The sequence below is a fragment of the Nocardia sp. NPDC052316 genome (genome assembly GCF_044547795.1).
In the GTDB taxonomy this organism is placed as follows: Bacteria; Actinomycetota; Actinomycetes; order Mycobacteriales; family Mycobacteriaceae; genus Nocardia.
This window is the reverse complement of sequence record NZ_JBIUBB010000008.1, coordinates 106,573-126,294: the sequence shown is the minus strand read 5'-3', so window position 1 is coordinate 126,294 and position 19,722 is coordinate 106,573. Positions and strand designations below refer to the sequence as shown.

Here is a 19,722-nt window from a genome sequence, read left to right as displayed (position 1 = left end):
CTCGGTTGTCGATGCAGGCTGAAACCGAGCGCGGATCAAGGCGGAAACACATGCGGGTAGCGGTGCTGTTTGGCGGGACGAACAGTGAGCGGGATGTCTCGATCGCGACGGCGGGTCAGGTATTCCGTGCGCTACGCGATCGTGGCCACGACGTCTCCGCCTTCGACACCACGGCGGGCAAGCTGAAGCCCAGCGACGAGGACCGGCTCATGGAGGCCACGGTGCCCGTCGAGCCGCCGGATCTGAGCATCATTCCCGGCGAGGATGTGACCATGCAGCTGCTCAGCGAGCCGGGTGGCCTGCGGTCCGTCGACGTGGTGTTCCTCGCGCTGCACGGCGGCACCGGTGAAAACGGCACGATCCAAGGGCTGCTCGATCTTGCGGGCGTGCCCTACACCGGCAGCGGCGTGCTGGCCAGCGCGGTGGCGATGGACAAGGACGTCTCCAAGCGGCTGTTCCGGCTCGCGGGCGTGCCGACGCCGGACTGGTACATGGTCGGCCCCGAGGCCGAATTCGACGATCAGCTCGGCTGCCCGGTGGTCGTGAAGCCGAACAAGCAGGGATCCACGGTCGGATTGACGGTCGTCAAGGATCCCGCGTTGTTCGCCGACGCCGTGCGGGTGGCCCGCCAGCATGACGAAGAGGTGATGGTCGAGAAGTTCGTTCCCGGACGCGAATTCGTCATCGGGGTGCTCGGTGGGGAGGCGCTCGCGGTGGGCGAGATCATTCCGCAGGGCAGCGAGATCTTCGACTATCGCAACAAGTACCAGGTCGACGGCGCGGTGGAGATTTTCCCCGCCCAGATCTCCGAGGCGCAAGCCGATGAGATGCGCAGCCTTGCCGTGCAGGCACACAACGCGCTCAAGCTGGGCAACTACAGCCGCGTCGACTTCCGGGTGGACAGCGAAGGCCGCATGTGGTGCCTCGAGGCGAACACCCTGCCGGGGATGACCGCGACCAGCTTGCTCCCGCAGTCGGCGGCGGTTGTCGGTATCGGCTTCGCCGAACTGTGCGAGAAGATCTGCGAGAACGCGCTGACCAAAAGGGGATAGTGGCGGTGCTGTGGCGCACCGTCCCGTGGGGGTCAGTTGGGGAGGGGACCCGGGTCGAGCGGCTTCGCGGGGAGGTTGGCGGTGATGGTGTCGGAGACCGCCTGCAAGGGGGTGGGGCCGGAACCGTCGGGGATGGTGAGCGCGATGTAGGTTTCGCGGTCCACCGCGAACCAGGTACTCGCCTTGGCGGTTTGGTCGCGGGCCTCGAACCACTGGACGTTGTTCACCAGCTGCAGGGCTGAGGCGCGGTTGAACTCGAGCGGGCGGTCCAGGCCGCAGCGCAGCACGATCGGGTCGCCGCCGTCGGCGCGCTGCCAGGCGCGGGTGGCCGGTGGGGAAGGCTCCACGAGGGTGGATTTGGTGTAGTCGCCGAGTTCGGTGGGCAGGGCGGGGAGCAAGGTGGTGCAGGCGGGGCCGGTGGCGGCTGGCGCGGGGACCGGGCCGAGGACCAGCGGTTCGCGCTCGACGGGGGCGCGGCGGGCGAGGACCGCGGCCACCAGGACGCCGACCACCAGGACGACCGGCAAGGCCACGGCGGTGGCGATGAGGGCGGGGGAGTATTGGGTGCTGCCCTCGGTTTTCGCGGCGGCGCCCTCGGCGGGCTGCTCCACCGTCTCCTTCGCCGAATCGTGGTCCGACGATTCCGCCGCCATGCTCACCGATCCTTCCTGTCGCACTGGGATGGGCGGTCGGGGCCGCAAAGCTGCGGCGGTGCCGTGACCGGCCCGGTAGTAGTCGATTGCCCTGAAAAGGGTACCTTCGGGTCGATTCCAGTCGGCAGCGCGTCGGAAAGGACCGGTCATCAGCGAGCACACGGGGCCGAGGACGGTGCGTGAACTGGGGGAGTTCGCGCTGATCGAGCGGATCAACCGCGGCCGGGTGCAGGCGCCGGGGGTGCTGCTCGGGCCCGGTGACGACGCTGCCATGGTGGCCGCGCCCGACGGCCGGTTCGTGGTCACCACCGACATGCTCGTGCAGGACCGGCATTTCCGGCTCGACTGGTCGAGTCCGGTGGAGATCGGACGCAAGGCGATTGCGCAGAACGCGGCCGACGTGGTCGCGATGGGTGCGTGGCCGAGCGCGTTCGTGGTGGCGCTGGGCTGCCCGGCCGACACCGAGCTGGACGTGATCGATGGCCTGACCGAAGGAATGTGGGCTGAGGCGGGCCGCGCGGGCGCCTCGATCGCGGGCGGTGATCTGGTACGCAGCCGTGATCTGGTCATCTCGGTGACCGCGTTCGGTGACCTGCGTGGCCGCGCGGCCGTCACGAGAGCTGGTGCGCGCGTAGGGGACACGGTCGCCGTCGCGGGCCGCCTCGGCTGGTCGGCCGCCGGCCTCGCGATGCTGACGGCCGATGCCGAGGGCGACGAGTACGCCGAAGCGCTTGCCGCACATCGTGTCCCACAGCCGCCCTACCCGGCGGTGCTCGACGCGCTCAGCGACGCTTTGCACGCACTGACCGACGTATCCGACGGTCTACTAGCCGATCTCGGCCATATCGCCACCGCGTCCGGCGTCGCCATCGACCTGCATTCGTCCGCATTGCACGACCCCGCACTCGAACATCTCGCCGCACGTCTGGATGCCGATGCGGCGCAATGGATTCTGTCCGGCGGCGAGGATCACGCGTTCGCAGGCACCTGGTCAGCAGGGTCGGCGCTGCCCGCCGGATGGGTGCCGATCGGCCGCGTGTCGGCCGGTCACGGCGTCACGGTCGACGGTGTGGCGCCCTCGGGCAGCGCCGGATGGGAATCGTTCAGTGGGGCGGACTCGGCGTCCGGGAGCGAACCACGCTAAGTTGTGCGGTCATGGGCGCGAAACCACTGTCGGAAATCATGGATCCGGGATGGGCGAAGGCACTCGAGTCGGTGGCGGATCGGATCTCCGCTATGGGCGAGTTTCTGCGCGAAGAGAACGCGGCGGGCCGCGGCTACCTACCGTCCGGTGAGAATGTGCTGCGCGCGTTCCAGCGGCCGTTCGACGCGGTGCGGGTGCTGGTCGTCGGCCAGGACCCGTATCCGACGCCCGGTCATGCGATGGGCCTGAGTTTCTCTGTGGCGCCGGATGTTTCGCCGGTCCCGCGCAGCCTGGCCAATATCTTCGCCGAATACACCAAGGATCTCGGCCACCCGACGCCGTCCTGCGGTGATCTGAGCCCATGGTCCGATCAGGGCGTGCTGATGCTGAACAGGGTGCTGACGGTGACCCCCGGCCAGCCTGCCTCGCATCGCGGCAAGGGCTGGGAGGCGGTGACCGAGCAGGCGATTCGCGCGCTGGTCGCCCGCGACGAGCCGCTGGTCGCCATCCTCTGGGGTCGCGACGCGGCGACGCTCAAGCCGACCCTGGTCGGGGCCGAGGTGCCCTACATCGAGTCCGCGCATCCGTCGCCGCTGTCGGCCTCGCGTGGCTTCTTCGGTTCGCGCCCGTTCTCCCGAGTGAACGAACTACTCGACGAACTGGGTGCCGAACCCGTTGACTGGCGCCTGCCTTGAGCAGGCGTCTGTGTGTGATCTACCGAGATTGAAAATCGAGTGAGGAGCTTTTCCATGCCCAACACCACCGTTCGCGGCGCACTGCGCGGCACCACCGCCACCCTGGCCATCTGTGCCGCCCTCGCGGGTGGCGCCGCGACCGCGAGTGCGGCGGGCCTGCCGCTGGAGCAGGCCACCGAGACCACGTCCGCCCCCGCGGACACCGCCTCGACGCAGATCGGCGAGGAATTCACCTCCAACGGCTCCTCCACCATCTCTTCCTCGGTCAACGCCAAGGTCGCCTGCCTGCTGCAGCGCACGCTGAGCGCGTCGGGCAAGTGGGACTGCTGAGTCAGCCCGATAGCGAGGCTCGCCCGCGAACCATAACCGGTTCTATGCGATCCTCGGTTTGTGAGTAAAGCGAACAAACTTCCCGAGCCCGCACCGCTGCGGCTGCGTGGCTCGGGTGGGATCGAGCTGGTCGCAGACCAGTTCGGCCCCGCCGACGGTCCGCTCGTCGTCTTTCTGCACGGCGGCGGGCAGACCAGGCACTCGTGGAAACAGACCGGCGCGAAGCTGGGTGCGGCGGGCATGCGCGTCGTCACGCTGGACGCGCGCGGACACGGCGACAGCGCGTGGTCCGACGCCGCCGACTATCGCCGCGACACCATGGTGGCCGACCTGCTGCTCGTGCTCGACCAGCTCGGTGCGCCCGCCGTGGTGGTCGGGGCGAGCATGGGCGGCATCACCGGCCTGCTCGCCACCGCGGAGCCCGCGGGCTCGGCGATCAGCGCGCTGGTGCTCGTCGACATCGTGACCAGACCCGAGCAGGCCGGCGTCGCGCGGGTGATCGACTTTCTCGGCAAGCACCGCAACGGCTTCGACAGCCTCGAGCAGGTGGCCGACGCCGTCGCCGAGTACCTGCCGCACCGGCCGCGGCCGAAGAACACCGACGGCCTGCTGCGCAATCTGCGCCAGCGCGACGGCCGCTGGTATTGGCACTGGGATCCGGACATGCTTTCGCAGCGCGTGGAGGATCCGTCGGAGATGACCGACCAGCTGGAAGCCGCCGCGCGCAAGCTGACGATTCCGGTAATGCTGGTGCGCGGCATGCAGTCGGATGTCGTGAGTCCGGAAGGCGCGGCGGCGTTTCAGGAGCTGGTGCCGCACGCGCAGCTGGTCGAGATCGGCGGCGCGGCCCACACCGCGGCCGGTGACGACAACGACGCCTTCACCGACGCGGTCGCCGGGTTCGTGCTGCAAACCACCGAGTGAGCTAGCTGTAGTTCGGCTTTCGCTTTTCCACGAACGCGTCGACCCCTTCGCGACCGGTCGCGCCGTTGGCCGCGGCGGCGATCGCGTCACGTTCACGATCCAGCTGATCGCTCAGGGCCGACGAAGTGGACTGTGCCAGTAGGGTTTTGATGCTCGCGTAGGTGGATCGTGGTCCGGCGGCGATGGTTCGGGCCAACGTCAGTGCCTCGGCCTGTACCTCGTCGTCGGCGACCAGCCTGCTGAGGATGCCGAGCCGGACCGCCTCGTCGGCGTCCAGAACCGCGTCGGTGAGCAGGATCTCGCGGGCCCGGCCGAGCCCGACGATCCGGGGCAGCGTCCACGACATGCCGCCGTCGGGGCTCAGGCCGATGCCGGGGTAGGCCGGGCGCAGCTTGGTGCTCGGGCCGCCGAGCGCGATGTCGGCGGCGCAGACCAGGCTCATGCCCGCACCTGCTGCCCAGCCGTGCACGCCGACGACCACCGGTACCGTCGTCGCGTCCAGCGCGCGCACGAAATGGTGCAGATCCGTTGCCAGACCGTAGATGTGAGCGGCCCGATCGGCCGCCGCCGCGAAGCCGCGCACGTTGCCGCCCGCGCAGAAGTTGGCGCCCGTGCCGGTCAACAGCACGGCGCCGACATCGCTGCCGAGCGACCGCAGGGCCGCCGTGCCCGCGACGATTCCGCCGAAGTCCATGGACGTGCCGTTGGCCGCGGTCGCGATGGTGATCTGCAGAACGCCGTCGGCGGTGCTCACGTACCCGGCTTGCTCGGTGGAGGTCATGGTCAGCACCTTATCGCGTGCGCCCGAGTGGGCCGGCTCACTGCTCGGCGCCGGACGGGCGCACCATCCGGACCTCGATGGCGGGTGTGAATGCCTCGACCCGGCGGGTGCCGTCCAGCGCGAAACCGTGTTTGCGATAGAAGGACTGGGCGCGCGGGTTCTCCTCGAAGACCCACAGCGAGCACGCCGCCGAGGGGTCGACCGCGGCACGCAACAGATCGTGCGCGACACCGGTGCCGTACCAGGACGCTCGGACGTACAGCGCGTTCAGCTGGAGCGGTGTGACGGGCGGGGTGTCGAGACTGGCGCCCGCGGTCGCGAAGCCGATCACTCGATCATCGGCCAGCGCCACCCACGTACGCCCGGAGTACTCGACCCGCTGCCGCTCCCACTGCTCGGCTCGGCGCTCGACATCGAACGCGTCGAGCACATGCGCGGGCACCAGGCCGGGGTACGCCTCCCGCCAGCAGGCGATGTGACATTCGGCCAGGCGATAGGTGTGCTCGGCGGCGAGCGGCAGGATGACCCACTCGGGCTCGGTCATACCCGACATTTTTCACCCATCGATGACTACGCCCCGGACCACCCTTGCGGGTGCCGGGGCGTGCGTCGGTCTCTTACCGGTTCAGCCGAGGCTGAATCAGCCGCGAACGACCTTGCCTGCCTTGAGGCAGGAGGTGCACACGTTCATGCGACGGGTGTTACCCGGCGCAACCTGGGCGCGAACGGTCTGGATGTTCGGGTTCCAGCGACGGTTGGTGCGCCGGTGCGAGTGCGAGACCGACTTCCCGAAGCCGGGGCCCTTGGCGCAGACGTCGCAGACGGCAGCCATAGTCGCGAACTCCTTCATGTCATGTGGAGGACCGCCACCCGCGGGCGGCATGTCCGGAAACAATGTATTGACGTACCCCTGCCGACAGACATCGGCCAGCGCAAACCGGCAACGGCCACGCGAGGCAACCCTGCAAGGGTAGCGGGACGGCCCCCGATCCACCAAACCGGGTCGCTTTCCGACGGTGCCGGAACACGAGGTGGGTACCACCAGTATGTCGGTATCGCCCGCTAACCTTGCGGGCGGTGCAGATCTGACAAGAAGGGGTGACGGTGCCCGGAGCGCGGGATGTGATGGACGGCACGGCGTTGCTGCGCTGGGGCCGCGCCTGCCTCGACGACCTGGCCAACCGTCGCGAGGAGATCAACGCCCTCAACGTCTTCCCCATCCCCGACGCCGACACCGGCACCAACCTGCTCGCCACCATGCGCGCCGCAATGGACGCGGCCGAGGCGGCGACCGTCACCGCAAGCGATACCGCGGTTACGAAGGCGTCCGCGCCGGAAGCCGCCCGCCCGGCACAGGACGCGGCCGCGATCTCGGCGCGCGAGGTCGACACGGCGAGGTCGGCTGCCGCCGCCGACGACGCCTCGGGGTCGGCCCACGAGGATGTTGCCGCGGGGTCGGCCCGCGACGATGTTGCCTTGGGGTTGGTCCGCGACGTTGCCGCCGCGAGGTCGGCTGCCGCCGACGACGCCGTGAGGTCGCCACGCGACGATGCTGCCGCGGGGTCGGCCCGCGACGATGTTGCCTCGGGGTCGGCCCACGACGTTGCCGCCACGGGGTCGGCCCGCGACGATGTTGCCTCGGGGTCGGTCCGCGACGATGTCGCCTTGGGGTCGGCCCGCGACGATGTCGCCTTGGGGTTGGTCCGCGACCTTGCCGCCGCGAGGTCGGCTGCCGCCGACGACGCCGTGAGGTCGCCACGCGACGATGCTGCCGCGAGGTCGGCTCGCGATGATGCCGCCGCGGGGCCGGCTCGCGACGATGTCGCCTCGGGGTCGGCTCGCGAGGTCGACACGGCAAGGTCGGCTGCCGCCGATGACGACGCCGAGAGGTCGCCACGCGACGATGTCGCCGCGAGGTCGCCACGCGACGTTGCCGCCGCGAGGTCGGCACACGGCGACGCCGCCGCAATGTCGGCACACGACGTTGCCGCCGCGATGGCGCGTGGCGCGACCCTCGGTGCTCGCGGCAACTCGGGCATCATCCTGTCGCAGGTGCTGCGCGGTATGGCTGAGGCGGTCCGGCATGAGCCGTTGACCGCCGCGACCCTGCGTGATGCGCTGCGGCGGGGGTCGGCGCTGGTCCGTGAAGCGCTGAGTGAACCGATCGAAGGCACCATCCTCACTGTGCTCGACTGTGCGGCGGCCAGTGCCGCCGACTGTCCGGACACCTCGCTGGCGGAGGTGGCGTTGGCGGCGGCGGATGGGGCGGCCAAGGCGCTCGGCGACACTCCGTCTCAGCTCGGCGTGCTACGGGAGGCGGGCGTCGTCGACGCGGGCGCGCGCGGGCTGGTGGTGTTGCTGGACTGCCTCGTTTCGGTCACGCTCGGCGAGTTCCCGGCCCGGCCGGAGTACACCCCGCGCGACCCTGTTCCGTCGCAGGCTGCCGGGAACAGCGAGGTATCCGGTTCGGCCGCACCGCAATACGAGGTGATGTACCTGCTGGCCGACACCGACGAGTATCAGCTGGCAAAGCTTCGCGCGCGCCTCACCGAACTCGGTGACTCGGTGGTGGTCGTCGGCGATGGTGACGGCTCCTGGTCCGCCCACGTGCACTGCGCCGACGCGGGCGCCGCGGTGGAGGCGGGCCTCGCCGTCGGGAAACTCAGCGGCATCCGCATCGAGAGCTTCGCGCCCGCCAAACACGACATGACCCCCGGACACCTGGTCACCCACACCACGATGGACTCCGCCAAGGAAACCGACGGCCCCGCCGACCGCGGCGTCCTCGCGGTGGCGGCCGGTGCCGGCGCGGCCGAGCTGTTCGAGGACGCGGGCGCGGTGGTGCTCGCGGGCGACGGCGCGGTGACGGCCGCGACCCTGCTCGACGCGATCCGGGCGCTGCCGAACCGCGAGGTGCTCGTGCTGCCCAACGGCGCGCTACCCGCACACGACCTGGTCGCGGTCGGTGTCGCCGCCCGCGACGCCCACCGTGACGTGCTGCTGCTGCCGAGCGCGTCCATGGTGCAGGGACTCGCGGCGCTGGCCGTGCACGATCGCGGCCGGATCGCCGTCGACGACGCCTTCGCCATGTCCGAGGCGGCCGCGACCACTAGGTGGGGGTCGCTGCGCGCGGCACGGGAACGGGCGCTCACCATGGTTGGTACCTGCGAAGCGGGCGACGGGCTCGGCCTGGTCGGCCACGACGTGGTGGTGATCGACCACGATGTGCGCGCGGCGGGCCTGACGCTGCTGGACCGGATGCTCGCCTTCGGTGGCGAACTGGTCACCCTGTTGATGGGCGCGGCGGCACCGGACGGTCTCGCAGGCGAACTTGCCGCACACATCGGCGAAAGCTTTCCCGGCGTGGAGGTCACCGTGTACTTCGGTGGCCAGCACGGGGATCTGGTGCAGATCGGAGTGGAGTAGATGGCGACCCTGAGTGATCGGCTCGACCATGTCCTCGGCGTGAAGGCGGCGGGTTCGCTGGTCGACGCGTTCGACATGCACACGGTGGAGGACCTGCTCCGGCACTACCCGCTGCGCTACGCGACCCAGGGGCAACCGCTCACCGAGGAGGAGCCCGAGGACGGTACGCACATCACGGTGATCGGCCGGATCACCAAGGCCGAGCTGCGACCGATGCGCAATCGCCGCGGTTCGCTGCTGAAGGTGGTGCTGGACACCGGTTCCGGCACCGGCCGCGGCGTCGATGTCACCTTCTTCAACGGTGACAAGGTGAAATACGTTGTCCGCGAAGGGCTTCGCGCGATGATGTCGGGCACGGTGAACTACTGGCGGCCCGGCCAGTGGAACCTGAGCCATCCGGGCTACCTGATCCTGCCCGAAGCCGACGACGAGTCGGTGGGCGCGGTGAAGACCGTGCGCGGCGGCGGCGACCTGCGCGGCCTCGCGCAGAGCGCGAAAGGCGCTGAGGGCGTGGACACCTCGTTCATGGAGCGGGAGTTCATCCCGGTGTACCCGGCCACCGCGAAGGTGCAGAGCTGGGACGTGCTCGCCTGCGTCCGGCAGGTGCTCGATCAGCTCGATCCGATCGACGACCCGCTGCCCGACGACATCAGGAACGAGCGTTCGCTGATGAAGATCTCGGACGCGCTGCGCCTGATTCACCTGCCGGAGCGCAAGACCGACATCGACCAGGCGCAGGAGCGGCTGCGTTTCGACGAGGCGCTGGCCTTGCAACTGGTGCTCGCCGAACGCCGCCACGAGGTGTCCGGCCGGGCCGCGCGCCCGTGTCCGCCGCGCCTCGACGGCATCGCCGCCGAGTTCGAGAAGCGGCTGCCGTTCGAGCTCACCGCGGGCCAGCGGAAGGTGGTCTCGGAGATCTCCGCGGACATGTCGCGCAGTCATCCGATGCACCGGCTGCTGCAGGGTGAGGTCGGCTCGGGTAAGACGATCGTCGCGTTGGAGGCGATGCTGCAGATCGTCGACGCCGGCCAGCAGTGCGCGCTGCTCGCGCCGACCGAAGTGCTTGCCGCCCAGCACTATCGGTCTCTGCGCGGGATGCTCGGCGACCTCGGTAACGCCGGTGAGCTCGGCGCAGGCGACAAGTCGACCAAGGTCGTGCTGGTCACCGGCTCGATGTCGACCGCGACCAAGAAGGCCGCGCTGCTTGCGGCGATGACCGGAGAGGCGGGCATCGTGATCGGCACGCACGCGCTGATCCAGGACAACGTCGAGTTCTTCGACCTCGGCATGGTGGTCGTCGACGAACAGCACCGCTTCGGCGTCGAGCAGCGGGATGCGTTGCGCGCCAAGGCGAAGTCCGGCGCGAGCCCGCATCTGCTGGTGATGACCGCGACGCCGATCCCGCGCACCATCGCGATGACCACCCTCGGCGATCTGGAGACCTCGACGCTCACCGAGCTGCCGCGCGGACGCTCGCCGATCACCTCCAAAGTCGTGCCGCGCAGGCAACATCCGAACTGGGTCGACCGCGCCTGGGAGCGTATCGTCGAGGAGGTCAAGGCCGGTCGGCAGGCCTACGTCGTGTGCTCACGCATCGGTGACGACGAGGCGGAAGGCTCCGGTAAGTCCCGCAACGGCAAGACGAAGGCGGCGGAGCCGGAGAAGGAAGGCCCGACCACGCAGGCCGCGCTGGACGTCTTCGAGATGCTGCGCACCGGCCCGCTGGCCGAGCTGCGCGTCGGCCTGCTGCACGGCAGGCTGCCCGCGGACGAAAAAGACCAGGTGATGCGCGCTTTCAATGACGGCTCCGTCGACGTGCTCGTCTGCACGACCGTCGTCGAGGTGGGCGTCGACGTGCCGAACGCGACCGTCATGGTGATCGTGGACGCCGACCGCTTCGGCGTCAGCCAGCTGCATCAGCTGCGTGGCCGCATCGGGCGAGGCAAGCACCCCGGACTTTGTCTGCTGATCACCGATTCCGCGCCCGGCGGCTCGGCCATGGCGCGACTGGACGCCGTCGCCGCCACCACCGACGGCTTCGAACTCGCCGTGCTCGACCTGCGCACCCGCCGCGAGGGTGACGTGCTCGGCGCGGCCCAGTCGGGCACCGCTCGCTCGCTGCGCCTGCTCTCTCTGCTGGATGACCTCGAAGTCATTACCGCGGCACAGGATCTCGCCCGCGAGGTGGTCGAGGCCGACCCTGGCCTGAAGAAGCATCCTGGCTTGGCGAGCATGATGCACGCGGCGGTCGACGCTGAGCGCCTGGAGTACCTGGCCAAGTCGTAATCGGCTGGCCGACAACGGGAATCACCGCGCCGCGACGGCCGTGATCTGGGTGAGCGAGCAGCGCCACCCCTGCTCGGTCTCGACGAAGATGTCGGTCGTCCACTCGTCGGCGTCGAACCGTTCGCCTTGGTAGTGCGCGGTATTGGTGGCCCGCACCGTCAGCACCGCGACGTTTCCGTACTGCTTGATCGAGGCCTCGCCTACCCGCTGCATCGCCGAATGGGTCAGGGCGCCGGACTCGACGAACGCGAGGAACTCCGTGGCGGAGGTGATCCCGTTCTCGGAGACCATGGTCCAGTCGTCGGTCATATAGTCGGCGATCCGCGCCGCGTCGTTGGCGACGATCGCGGCCATCCACTGGTCGAGCAGACCCACCAGCAGGACGTCGATCGAGGAATCGGCGGAAGAAGATGTCGTTGCCATGCTCCGCACGGTAGACCTGACGCCGGGCTACCGGATTGGACGAATGGAACGCCTGCGGGCGGGTACCGGCACGTCCGGTACCCGCCCGCAGTCACGCTAAGCGGCCACAGGTATCGCCGCCGCTTCCTCGCCACGTGAGTTGACGGTCCGCAATCCGATGAACGCGGCGCTGAGCGTGATGAACCCGCCGATCAGCAGTGCGAGCTGGAAGCCGGAGGTCATCGCCTCCAGCGGCGCGTTGCCCGCGGTCAGCCGGCTCGCGGTGTGGGAGGTGGCGACCGCGGTCAGCACGGCCAACCCGAGCGCGCCGCCGATCTGCTGGCCCGTATTGAGCAGTGCCGCGGCGAGTCCGGCTTGCTCGGCGGGCACGCCCGCGTTGGCGGCCGTGGTGTTCGCGACGAACACGACACCGAGCCCGACGGACATGAACACCATCGGCGGCAGCAGGTCGACCAGGTACGAACCGTCGGTGGGGATGCGCGAGAGCCAGATCAGCCCGAGTCCGGAGATCACCGACCCAGTGACGATGAGCGGGCGAGTCCCGGTTTTGGCGATGAACTTCGCGGTCACCCCGGCGGCGGCGCCGATGGTGAGGCTGATCGGCAGATAGGCGCTGCCCGCCTGGAACTCCCCGTAGCCAAGCACTTCCTGCATGTAGAGCGTGACGAAGAAGAACATGGCGAGCATGCCCGCGGCCAGGGTCAGGTGGGTCAGGTTGGCCGCCGCGAGACCCTTGACCCGGAAGATCGACAGCGGGACAAGCGGATCCGCGGTCCGTCGCTCATTGAGCACGAAGCCGGCCAGCAGCGCGACCGCCACGCCGAGTTGCAGTATGGTCCGCGCGTCGCCCCACCCGTGCTGCGGCGCCTGCACCAAGCCGTAGACCAGCAGCATCAGCCCGCCGGTCGCCAGCGCGGTACCGAAAACGTCGAAGCCGCCGCGTATCTCGTTGCGCCGGTCGTCGGGCACCAGGAACGGCACCACGGCGAGCACCAGCACGCACACGGGTGTGTTGACGTAGAAGACCCAGCGCCAGCCGGGACCCTGGGTCAGCACCCCGCCGAGGAAAACCCCTGCGGCGGAGGCGAGTCCGGCGGTGCCGCCCCACACGCTCAGCGCGGTGGTGCGATCGGTGCCCTCCCGGAAGTTGGTGGTGAGGATCGACAGCGCCGCGGGCAGCATCAGTGCGGCGCCCACGCCTTGAGCGAAGCGGGCGCCGATCAGCAGCTCGCTGGACTGGGCCAGGCCGCCGACGGCCGAGGCGGTGCCGACCAGGATCGTCCCGGCGATCAACACGCGGCGGCGGCCGAGCAGGTCGGCCAGGCGTCCGCCGAGCAGCATCAGACCGCCGTAGGTCAGCAGATAACCACTGGTGACCCATTGCAGCGTCGACACCGACAGCCCCAGCTCGTGCTGGATGGTCGGTAGCGCGACATTGACGATCGAGCCGTCGACGAAGTCGAGGAACGCGACCAGGCACAGCAGCGCCAGCATGAGTTTGCCGCGGCGGGTCGCCAGGAACGACGGTGATTCGGTGAGTGCGCTCACTCCGATGTCCTCTCTCGGGTGCGGACGAGTTTTCATCCGTTGCCATCCGAGAGCCGCCGCCCGGGCCGGTACGTGACATGAGGAGAGCCGGATCACATTTTCCGTGTGAGCGTCACTTTCCACCCTGCTGTCTCGCTCCTAGTAGCGACACCGGTGTGAGGAGCGACGATGATCGAAATCGTGGACGAGGATGCGACGAATGTGTTCGCCGACCACCGGGAACTGCTGTTCTCGGTCGTCTACAACATGCTCGGCAGTGTCGCCGACACCGAAGACGTGCTGCAGGACACCTGGCTGGCCTGGGTAGCGCGACTTCGCGCGGACAGCCCGGAGATCGAGCACCCGCGCGCCTACCTGGTGCGTATCGCGGTCAACCACGCGCTGGCCAAGCGCGCCGCGATCAGTCGGCGGCGGGAAACCTACGTCGGCCCGTGGCTACCGGAGCCGCTGGTCTCCGACGAACCGACGGCCCAGGACAGCGCCGAGCCCGCGCTGCGCGCCGAATCCGTCTCGATGGCGATGCTGGTGGTGCTGGAGACGCTCACTCCCCTCGAGCGCGCGGTGTTCGTGCTGCACGACGTGTTCGGCTATCCACACGCCGATATCGCCGACATGCTCGGCCGCAACGCCGCGGCCGTCCGGCAGCTCGCGCACCGGGCGCGTGAACACGTCCATGCCCGCAGGCCGCGTCACCAGGCCGATCCGAGGGTGCAGCGGGAGGTGACCGAGAAGTTCCTGGCCGCCCAGCTCGGCGGCGATATGGCGGGCCTGCTCGAACTGCTGGCGCCGGACGTGACGTTCTGGTCCGACGGCGGCGGCAAGCAGCGGGCGGCGCTGCGCCCGATCAACGGCGTGGACAAGGTCGCCCGGCTGATCACGAGTCCGATTGTGCTTGGCCATGTGCCGAACCTGCGCATCCGGCACCGGTGGGTCAACGGTGACCCGTCGGCGGTGGTCTTCTCCGGTGACGCGCTGTTCGCGGTCGTCGTGCTCGACATCGATCCGGGCACCGAGCGGATCCGCGGCATCTACGCGGTGGCCAACCCGGACAAGCTCGCCAGGATCGCGGGCGATCAGCGTCCGACGCGCGGATAGGGCAGGTCGGTGCTGGTGAGCTCGCTGACGGCGAGCGGGCTGCCGATGTGCGGGAAGGCGCGCTGCGGGCACGACGGGCGCTCGCAGACCTTGCAGCCCGCGCCGATCTGCACGGCGACGGCGGGGTCGTCGAGCTGCAGGCCGGACGAATACACCAGGCGCTCGGCGTATTCGATGTCGCAGCCGAGTCCGATCGCGAAGTTCTTTGTCGCGGTGCCGAATCCGTGCGGCGCGGTCATCGCGGTGCGCGCGATCCACAGGTAGCGCCTGCCGTCGGGCATCTCCGCGACCTGGGTGAGGATGCGGCCGGGATGGGCGAACGCCTCGTGCACTACCCAGAGCGGGCAGCTGCCGCCGACCCGGGAGAAGTGGAAGGCGGTGGCGGACTGGCGTTTCGAGATATTGCCCGCGCGGTCGGTGCGGACGAAGAAGAACGGCACCCCGCGCTGGCCTTGGCGTTGCAGCGTGCTGAGCCGGTGGCAGATGGTCTCGAAGCCGACCTCGAAGCGCAGCGCGAGCAAGTCGATGTCGTAGTGCAATTCCTCGGCCGAGCGCAGGAAGCGGCCGTACGGCAGCACCAGTGCGCCCGCGAAGTAGTTGGCCAGCCCGATCCGCGCCAGCGTGCGGGATTCGCCGGTGAGCGAGGGGGTTTCGGCGAGCACGCCGTCCAGCTCGGTGCTGTACAGCAGGAATCCGAGGGTGGTCGCGATCTGGAAGGCGCGCTGGCCGGGCCGCAGTCGTCTGGCCAAAGTCAGTGTGCGGCTGTCGGGATCGTATTGCCGCTTCGGGATGGACGGATCGGCACCGTCGCCGCGGACGAGCACGGTGACCCCGGCCCGCTCCTCGGCCACCCTGGCGAGCTGGCGATCCAGCGAGCCGATGGTCAGGCCGGACTGCTCGAACAGGTGCTCGGCGGCGAGGTCGAGCTGCGGGATGTGATTGTGGTGGTCGTAGAAGAAGTCCCGGACGTCCTCGTAGGGCATGGGCATGCCGGGCGCGCCGGTGGGTGCGGACACCCGGGCGGAGAGCAGGTCGAGCTGATCGGTCGCGGCGCGCAGCCTGCGGTGCATCGCGACGACGATCCTGGCGACCTCGGGCTGCCTGGTCGCCAGCTCCTCCACCTCGGTCAGCGGCGCGGTGTGCCCGCCCGCGGCGTCGATCAGCACCTCGTGCAGATCGGAGACGAGCCGCGCGTCGGAGTCCGCGGCGAAGAACTGCACGTCGAGATCGAAGGTGGAGTTGAGTTTCAGCAGGACCGGGATGGTGAGCGGTCGCTGATCACGTTCGAGCTGGTTGAGATAGCTGGGCGACAGATCCAGCGACTTTGCGAGAGCCGCCTGGGTGAGTCTGCGTTCTTCGCGCAACCGTCGGAGCCGGGCGCCCGCATACATCTTCCGCACCTGCAAGATCGTAGCCCCGGGTCTTCGCAATCATCGCAATATCGGCACTTCTTTTCCGCAGAAATATGCCGCTGCGAGGTATTTTGCGCGAGATGTCGGCTGCGTAGCGTGCGAAGAGAGGTTCTTTCACCACCCCTTGGAGGACGCATTGAAGACACACATCGTACGCGCCCGCCCCGCCGACGCCGATTTCCCGCGCGCGGAACATCTGGCTACCAAGATCGCCGAGGTAGCCGCCGACCCGGTCGAGGTTTCGGCGGAGGTCGCCGAGATGATCGTGAACCGGATCATCGACAACGCGGCGGTCGCGGCCGCGGCGCTGACCCGGCGCCCGGTGACCAGTGCCCGGGCTCAGGCGCTCGCGCAGCCGTATCGGCCCGGCCCCGGCCGGTCGGGTGCGACGGTGTTCGGCCTGCCCGCACCGCGCTGGGTATCGCCGGAGTGGGCCGCCTGGGCCAACGGAGTCGCGGTGCGCGAGCTCGACTTTCACGACACCTTCCTGGCGGCGGAGTACTCGCATCCCGGCGACAACATCCCGCCGATCCTCGCGGTGGCCCAGCATCTCGGCCGCAGCGGCAGCGACCTGATCCGTGGCCTGGCAACGGGTTACGAGATCCAGATCGATCTGGTGCGCGGAATCTGCCTGCACGAGTACAAGATCGACCATGTCGCGCACCTCGGGCCGTCCGCCGCCGCGGGCATCGGCACGCTGCTCGGGCTCGACCCCGAGACGATCTATCAGGCGATCGGGCAGGCGCTGCACACCACCACCGCGACCAGGCAGTCGCGCAAGGGCGAGATCTCCAGCTGGAAGGCCTACGCACCCGCGTTCGCCGGAAAGATGGCGGTCGAGGCGGTGGACCGGGCCATGCGCGGCGAGGGCGCGCCCGCGCCGATCTGGGAGGGCGCCGACGGGGTGATCGCCTGGCTGCTCGGCGGGACCGAGGCGGAGTATCGAGTGCCGCTGCCTGGCCCCGGCGAGGCCAAGCGCGCGATCCTCGACAGCTACACCAAGGAGCACTCGGCCGAGTACCAGAGCCAGGCGCCGATCGACCTGGCCCGCCGGATGCGTTCGCGCATCGGCGATCTCGACCAGGTCGCCTCGATCGTGCTGCACACCAGCCACCACACGCACGTGGTGATCGGCACCGGGTCGGGCGACCCGCAGAAGTTCGACCCGCAGGCCAGCCGCGAAACCCTGGACCACTCCGTGCCTTACATTTTCGCGGTCGCGCTCCAGGACGGAACCTGGCATCACGAGCGGTCCTACGCGCCGGAGCGCGCGCGGCGCCCGGACACCGTCGCGCTGTGGCGCAAGATCTCCACCACCGAGGACCCGGAGTGGACGCGGCGCTATCACGCCACCGACCCGAGTGAAAAGGCGTTCGGCGCACGGGCGGTGGTGACGCTGCGCAGCGGGGAGACCATCGTCGACGAGCTCGCCGTCGCCGACGCGCACCCGCTCGGCGCGCGACCGTTCGCGCGGGAGCAGTACATCGCCAAGTTCCGCACGCTCGCCGAGGGCGTGCTCGACCCGGCCGAGCAGGATCGTTTCCTCGACGCGGCCCAGCGCACCCCGGAACTCGCCGCAGGCGAACTGGATCAGCTCACGTTCACCGTGTCCGACGCCGTGCTGGACCGGGCGCCCAAGACTTCGGAAGGAATCTTCTGATGCGCGGGGTCGAGCTACTCGCCATCCCAGATCAGCGCCTGCGCGGCGATCACCGCGACGCCGTTGAAGGTCACCGAGGGGGAGCCGTGCAGCCGGTAGCCCTGATCGAGCAGGCCGCTGATCCGCTCGCAGAACGAGGCGTCGTCGACGCCGGTGATCAAGCGGTAGCGCAGGGGACGATCGTTCATGCCCCGAGCTTAGAACGGTGGCACCGATGACGGGATTGCTGGCGGCCGCGACGAGCGCGGCGGACAAGCGGGTGGCGTTGCGGGCCGGGTTGGCGTCGGGGCGGATCCAGCGGCTGCCTGGCGCGTTCAATCCGTTGGTGGCCAAGCTCGTTCAGGAAGTCGGCTTCGAGGGTGTCTACGTCTCGGGTGCGGTGATGGCGGCCGAGCTCGCCCTGCCCGATATCGGCCTGACCACGCTCACCGAGATCACCGCGCGGGGTCAGCAGATCGCGCGGGTCACCGACCTGCCGGTGCTGATCGACGCCGACACCGGGTTCGGTGAGCCGATGAATGCGGCACGCACCGTGACGCTCCTGGAGGACGCGGGCCTGGCCGGCTGCCATCTCGAAGATCAGGTGAACCCGAAACGCTGCGGCCACCTCGACGGCAAGGCCGTGGTGCCCGTTGCGGAGATGATCCGCCGCCTGCGCGCCGCCGTGTCGGCGCGGCGTGACCCGAACTTCGTGCTCTGCGCCAGGACCGATGCCCGCGGCACCGAGGGGCTCGCGGCGGCCATCGATCGGGCCAAGGCCTACGCCGACGCGGGCGCTGATCTCATCTTCACCGAGGCACTGACCGACGCGGCGGAGTTCGCGAAATTCCGCGCCGCGGTAGATGTTCCGCTGCTCGCCAACATGACCGAGTTCGGCAAATCCGAGCTGCTCTCGGCCGAGACCCTGGCCGACCTCGGCTACAACGCCGTGATCTATCCGGTGACGACGCTGCGGCTGGCCATGTATGCCGTGGAACACGGACTGCGCGAAATCGCCTCGACCGGAACCCAATCCGGTCTCGTCCCGGCGATGCAGCACCGGTCACGACTCTACGAACTCCTGAAGTACCAGCAGTACAACGACTTCGATTCCGGAATCTTCACCTACACCCCTAGCGAGTGAGTGACATGACTGAGATCAAGAAGGGTCTGGCCGGGGTGGTGGTCGATACCACGACCATCTCGAAGGTGGTGCCCGAGACCAACTCACTGACCTACCGTGGCTACGCGGTGCAGGATCTCGCGGCCCACTGCTCCTTCGAAGAGGTCGCCTACCTGCTCTGGTACGGCGAGCTGCCGGACGCGGCCCAGCTGGCGCTGCTGTGCCAGCGGGAGCGGGCGCAGCGCCGGGTCGACCGCTCGATCCTGTCGTTGATCGAGAAGATGCCCACCTCCGGTCACCCGATGGATGTGGTCCGGACGGTGGTGAGTTTCCTCGGTGCCGAGGATCCCGAGGAGGAGCTGGGTACCGCCCCGCGTGCGTTGCCGGCCAAGGCTTTACGGCTGACCGCTGCGCTGCCGACGATCATCGCCGCCGATATGCGCCGCAGGCGCGGCCTCGATCCCATTGCGCCGCACTCCCATCTGGGTTTCGCGGAGAACTTCCTGAACATGTGCTTCGGCACGGTGCCCGACCCGCGTATCGTCCGCGCCTTCGAGATCTCGCTGATCCTCTACGCGGAGCACAGTTTCAACGCCTCGACCTTCGCGGCGCGGGTGGTCACCTCGACCGGGTCGGACATGTACAGCGCGATCACCGCCGCCATCGGCGCGCTGAAGGGCCCGCTGCACGGCGGCGCGAACGAAGCCGTCATGCGCACCATGCTGGCGATCGGTGAACCCGAGCTGGCCGCGCAATGGTTGCGCGCCGAGCTCGACAGCAAGCGGAAGGTGATGGGGTTCGGGCATCGCGTCTACAAGAACGGCGACTCCAGGGTGCCGACCATGCGCGCCGCGCTGGCGGAGGTCGTCGAGGTGACCGGTGGGCACCGGTGGTTGCGGATGTATACCGAACTGGAGCGGGCGATGGCCGAGGCCACCGGGATCAAGCCGAATCTCGACTTCCCGGCGGGCCCCGCCTACTACCTGATGGGCTTCGATATCGAGATGTTCACGCCCATCTTCGTGATGAGCCGGATCACCGGGTGGACCGCGCACATCGCGGAGCAGGCGGCCTCGAACGCGTTGATTCGGCCGCTGTCGGAGTACGTCGGCGTGCCGCAACGCGAGCTCGCCGGGCTCAGCTGAGACAGAGGCTTGGAAACCGAGCACTTGCTTGGTTGAATCGAGGAGG

19 protein-coding genes are annotated in these 19,722 nt (G+C 69.1%); 11 read left to right on the top strand and 8 right to left on the bottom strand.

From position 1 onward, the window contains the following. The first annotated feature begins 50 nt into the window (after positions 1-50). Positions 51-1,052, top strand: a complete 1,002-nt coding sequence (locus tag ACIHA7_RS35215; protein ID WP_397295728.1) for a D-alanine--D-alanine ligase — start codon at positions 51-53, stop codon at positions 1,050-1,052. A gap of 32 nt (positions 1,053-1,084) precedes the next feature. Here ACIHA7_RS35215 and ACIHA7_RS35210 read toward each other — a convergent pair whose 3' ends face one another. Continuing rightward, positions 1,085-1,705 (bottom strand): DUF3515 domain-containing protein, encoded by a 621-nt coding sequence (locus tag ACIHA7_RS35210; protein ID WP_397295726.1) that lies wholly within the window; start codon positions 1,703-1,705, stop codon positions 1,085-1,087. Between the two features lie 175 nt (positions 1,706-1,880). Between ACIHA7_RS35210 and ACIHA7_RS35205 the strand changes: the two genes are divergently transcribed. Genes ACIHA7_RS35205 through ACIHA7_RS35190 form a run of 4 tightly spaced genes read left to right on the top strand, consistent with a single transcriptional unit; the run spans position 1,881 to position 4,798 of the window. Beyond that, a complete protein-coding gene (locus tag ACIHA7_RS35205) occupies positions 1,881-2,849 on the top strand; it encodes a thiamine-phosphate kinase (RefSeq protein WP_397295724.1) in 969 nt (322 codons plus the stop codon). An 11-nt stretch (positions 2,850-2,860) separates the two neighbouring features. Continuing rightward, positions 2,861-3,544, top strand: a complete 684-nt coding sequence (locus ACIHA7_RS35200; protein WP_397295722.1) for a uracil-DNA glycosylase — start codon at positions 2,861-2,863, stop codon at positions 3,542-3,544. Positions 3,545-3,598: 54 nt separating this feature from the next. After that, positions 3,599-3,874 carry a hypothetical protein gene (locus ACIHA7_RS35195; RefSeq protein ID WP_147139691.1) on the top strand — a complete coding sequence of 92 codons (276 nt, stop codon included), beginning with the start codon at positions 3,599-3,601 and terminating at the stop codon, positions 3,872-3,874. Positions 3,875-3,934: 60 nt separating this feature from the next. Further along, entirely contained in the window at positions 3,935-4,798 is an 864-nt protein-coding gene (locus ACIHA7_RS35190; RefSeq protein ID WP_397295721.1) for an alpha/beta fold hydrolase, read from the top strand. 1 nt (position 4,799) lies between these two features. Here ACIHA7_RS35190 and ACIHA7_RS35185 read toward each other — a convergent pair whose 3' ends face one another. The 3 genes from ACIHA7_RS35185 to rpmB all read right to left on the bottom strand — a co-directional run bounded on the left by ACIHA7_RS35185 (position 4,800) and on the right by rpmB (position 6,411). Continuing rightward, positions 4,800-5,579: an enoyl-CoA hydratase/isomerase family protein gene (locus ACIHA7_RS35185; protein WP_397295719.1), complete on the bottom strand. Its 780-nt coding sequence runs from the start codon at positions 5,577-5,579 to the stop codon at positions 4,800-4,802. A gap of 37 nt (positions 5,580-5,616) precedes the next feature. Then, on the bottom strand, positions 5,617-6,123 hold the full coding sequence (locus tag ACIHA7_RS35180; protein ID WP_397295717.1) for a GNAT family N-acetyltransferase: 507 nt from the start codon (positions 6,121-6,123) through the stop codon (positions 5,617-5,619). Positions 6,124-6,219: 96 nt separating this feature from the next. Further along, a complete protein-coding gene (rpmB, locus tag ACIHA7_RS35175; protein WP_011210730.1) occupies positions 6,220-6,411 on the bottom strand; it encodes a 50S ribosomal protein L28 in 192 nt (63 codons plus the stop codon). Positions 6,412-6,683: 272 nt separating this feature from the next. Here rpmB and ACIHA7_RS35170 point away from each other — a divergent pair, with 272 nt between their 5' ends. Next, positions 6,684-9,005, top strand: coding sequence for a DAK2 domain-containing protein (locus tag ACIHA7_RS35170; RefSeq protein WP_397295715.1), 2,322 nt, complete (start codon positions 6,684-6,686; stop codon positions 9,003-9,005). Beyond that, the gene (recG, locus tag ACIHA7_RS35165) at positions 9,006-11,291 is read left to right on the top strand and encodes an ATP-dependent DNA helicase RecG (RefSeq protein ID WP_397295713.1); all 2,286 of its coding nucleotides are present in this window, start codon (positions 9,006-9,008) and stop codon (positions 11,289-11,291) included. It abuts the gene before it with no gap. Positions 11,292-11,312: 21 nt separating this feature from the next. Here the strand turns inward: recG and ACIHA7_RS35160 are convergent, their stop codons facing one another. Together ACIHA7_RS35160 and ACIHA7_RS35155 are read right to left on the bottom strand one after the other, a co-directional pair. Then, positions 11,313-11,714, bottom strand: a complete 402-nt coding sequence (locus ACIHA7_RS35160) for a nuclear transport factor 2 family protein (protein WP_397295711.1) — start codon at positions 11,712-11,714, stop codon at positions 11,313-11,315. Positions 11,715-11,810: 96 nt separating this feature from the next. Beyond that, positions 11,811-13,262 carry an MFS transporter gene (locus ACIHA7_RS35155; RefSeq protein WP_397295709.1) on the bottom strand — a complete coding sequence of 484 codons (1,452 nt, stop codon included), beginning with the start codon at positions 13,260-13,262 and terminating at the stop codon, positions 11,811-11,813. A 168-nt stretch (positions 13,263-13,430) separates the two neighbouring features. On the opposite strand from ACIHA7_RS35155, the gene sigJ reads away from it, so the two are divergent. Next, entirely contained in the window at positions 13,431-14,357 is a 927-nt protein-coding gene (sigJ, locus tag ACIHA7_RS35150) for an RNA polymerase sigma factor SigJ (protein ID WP_397295707.1), read from the top strand. On the opposite strand, the gene ACIHA7_RS35145 is transcribed toward sigJ, so the two are convergent. Continuing rightward, the gene (locus ACIHA7_RS35145; RefSeq protein WP_397295705.1) at positions 14,336-15,757 is read right to left on the bottom strand and encodes a short-chain fatty acyl-CoA regulator family protein; all 1,422 of its coding nucleotides are present in this window, start codon (positions 15,755-15,757) and stop codon (positions 14,336-14,338) included. The two genes, sigJ and ACIHA7_RS35145, sit on opposite strands and share 22 nt — an antisense overlap. Positions 15,758-15,905: 148 nt before the next feature. Here ACIHA7_RS35145 and prpD point away from each other — a divergent pair, with 148 nt between their 5' ends. Next, complete coding sequence (gene prpD / locus ACIHA7_RS35140) at positions 15,906-17,429, top strand: 2-methylcitrate dehydratase PrpD (RefSeq protein WP_397295703.1); 1,524 nt, start codon at positions 15,906-15,908, stop codon at positions 17,427-17,429. A gap of 14 nt (positions 17,430-17,443) precedes the next feature. Here prpD and ACIHA7_RS35135 read toward each other — a convergent pair whose 3' ends face one another. Then, entirely contained in the window at positions 17,444-17,617 is a 174-nt protein-coding gene (locus ACIHA7_RS35135) for a DUF1737 domain-containing protein (protein ID WP_397295701.1), read from the bottom strand. A 26-nt stretch (positions 17,618-17,643) separates the two neighbouring features. On the opposite strand from ACIHA7_RS35135, the gene prpB reads away from it, so the two are divergent. Continuing rightward, positions 17,644-18,552, top strand: coding sequence for a methylisocitrate lyase (gene prpB / locus ACIHA7_RS35130; protein ID WP_397295699.1), 909 nt, complete (start codon positions 17,644-17,646; stop codon positions 18,550-18,552). A 5-nt stretch (positions 18,553-18,557) separates the two neighbouring features. Beyond that, entirely contained in the window at positions 18,558-19,676 is a 1,119-nt protein-coding gene (locus tag ACIHA7_RS35125; protein WP_397295963.1) for a bifunctional 2-methylcitrate synthase/citrate synthase, read from the top strand. The last annotated feature ends 46 nt before the right edge of the window (positions 19,677-19,722 follow it).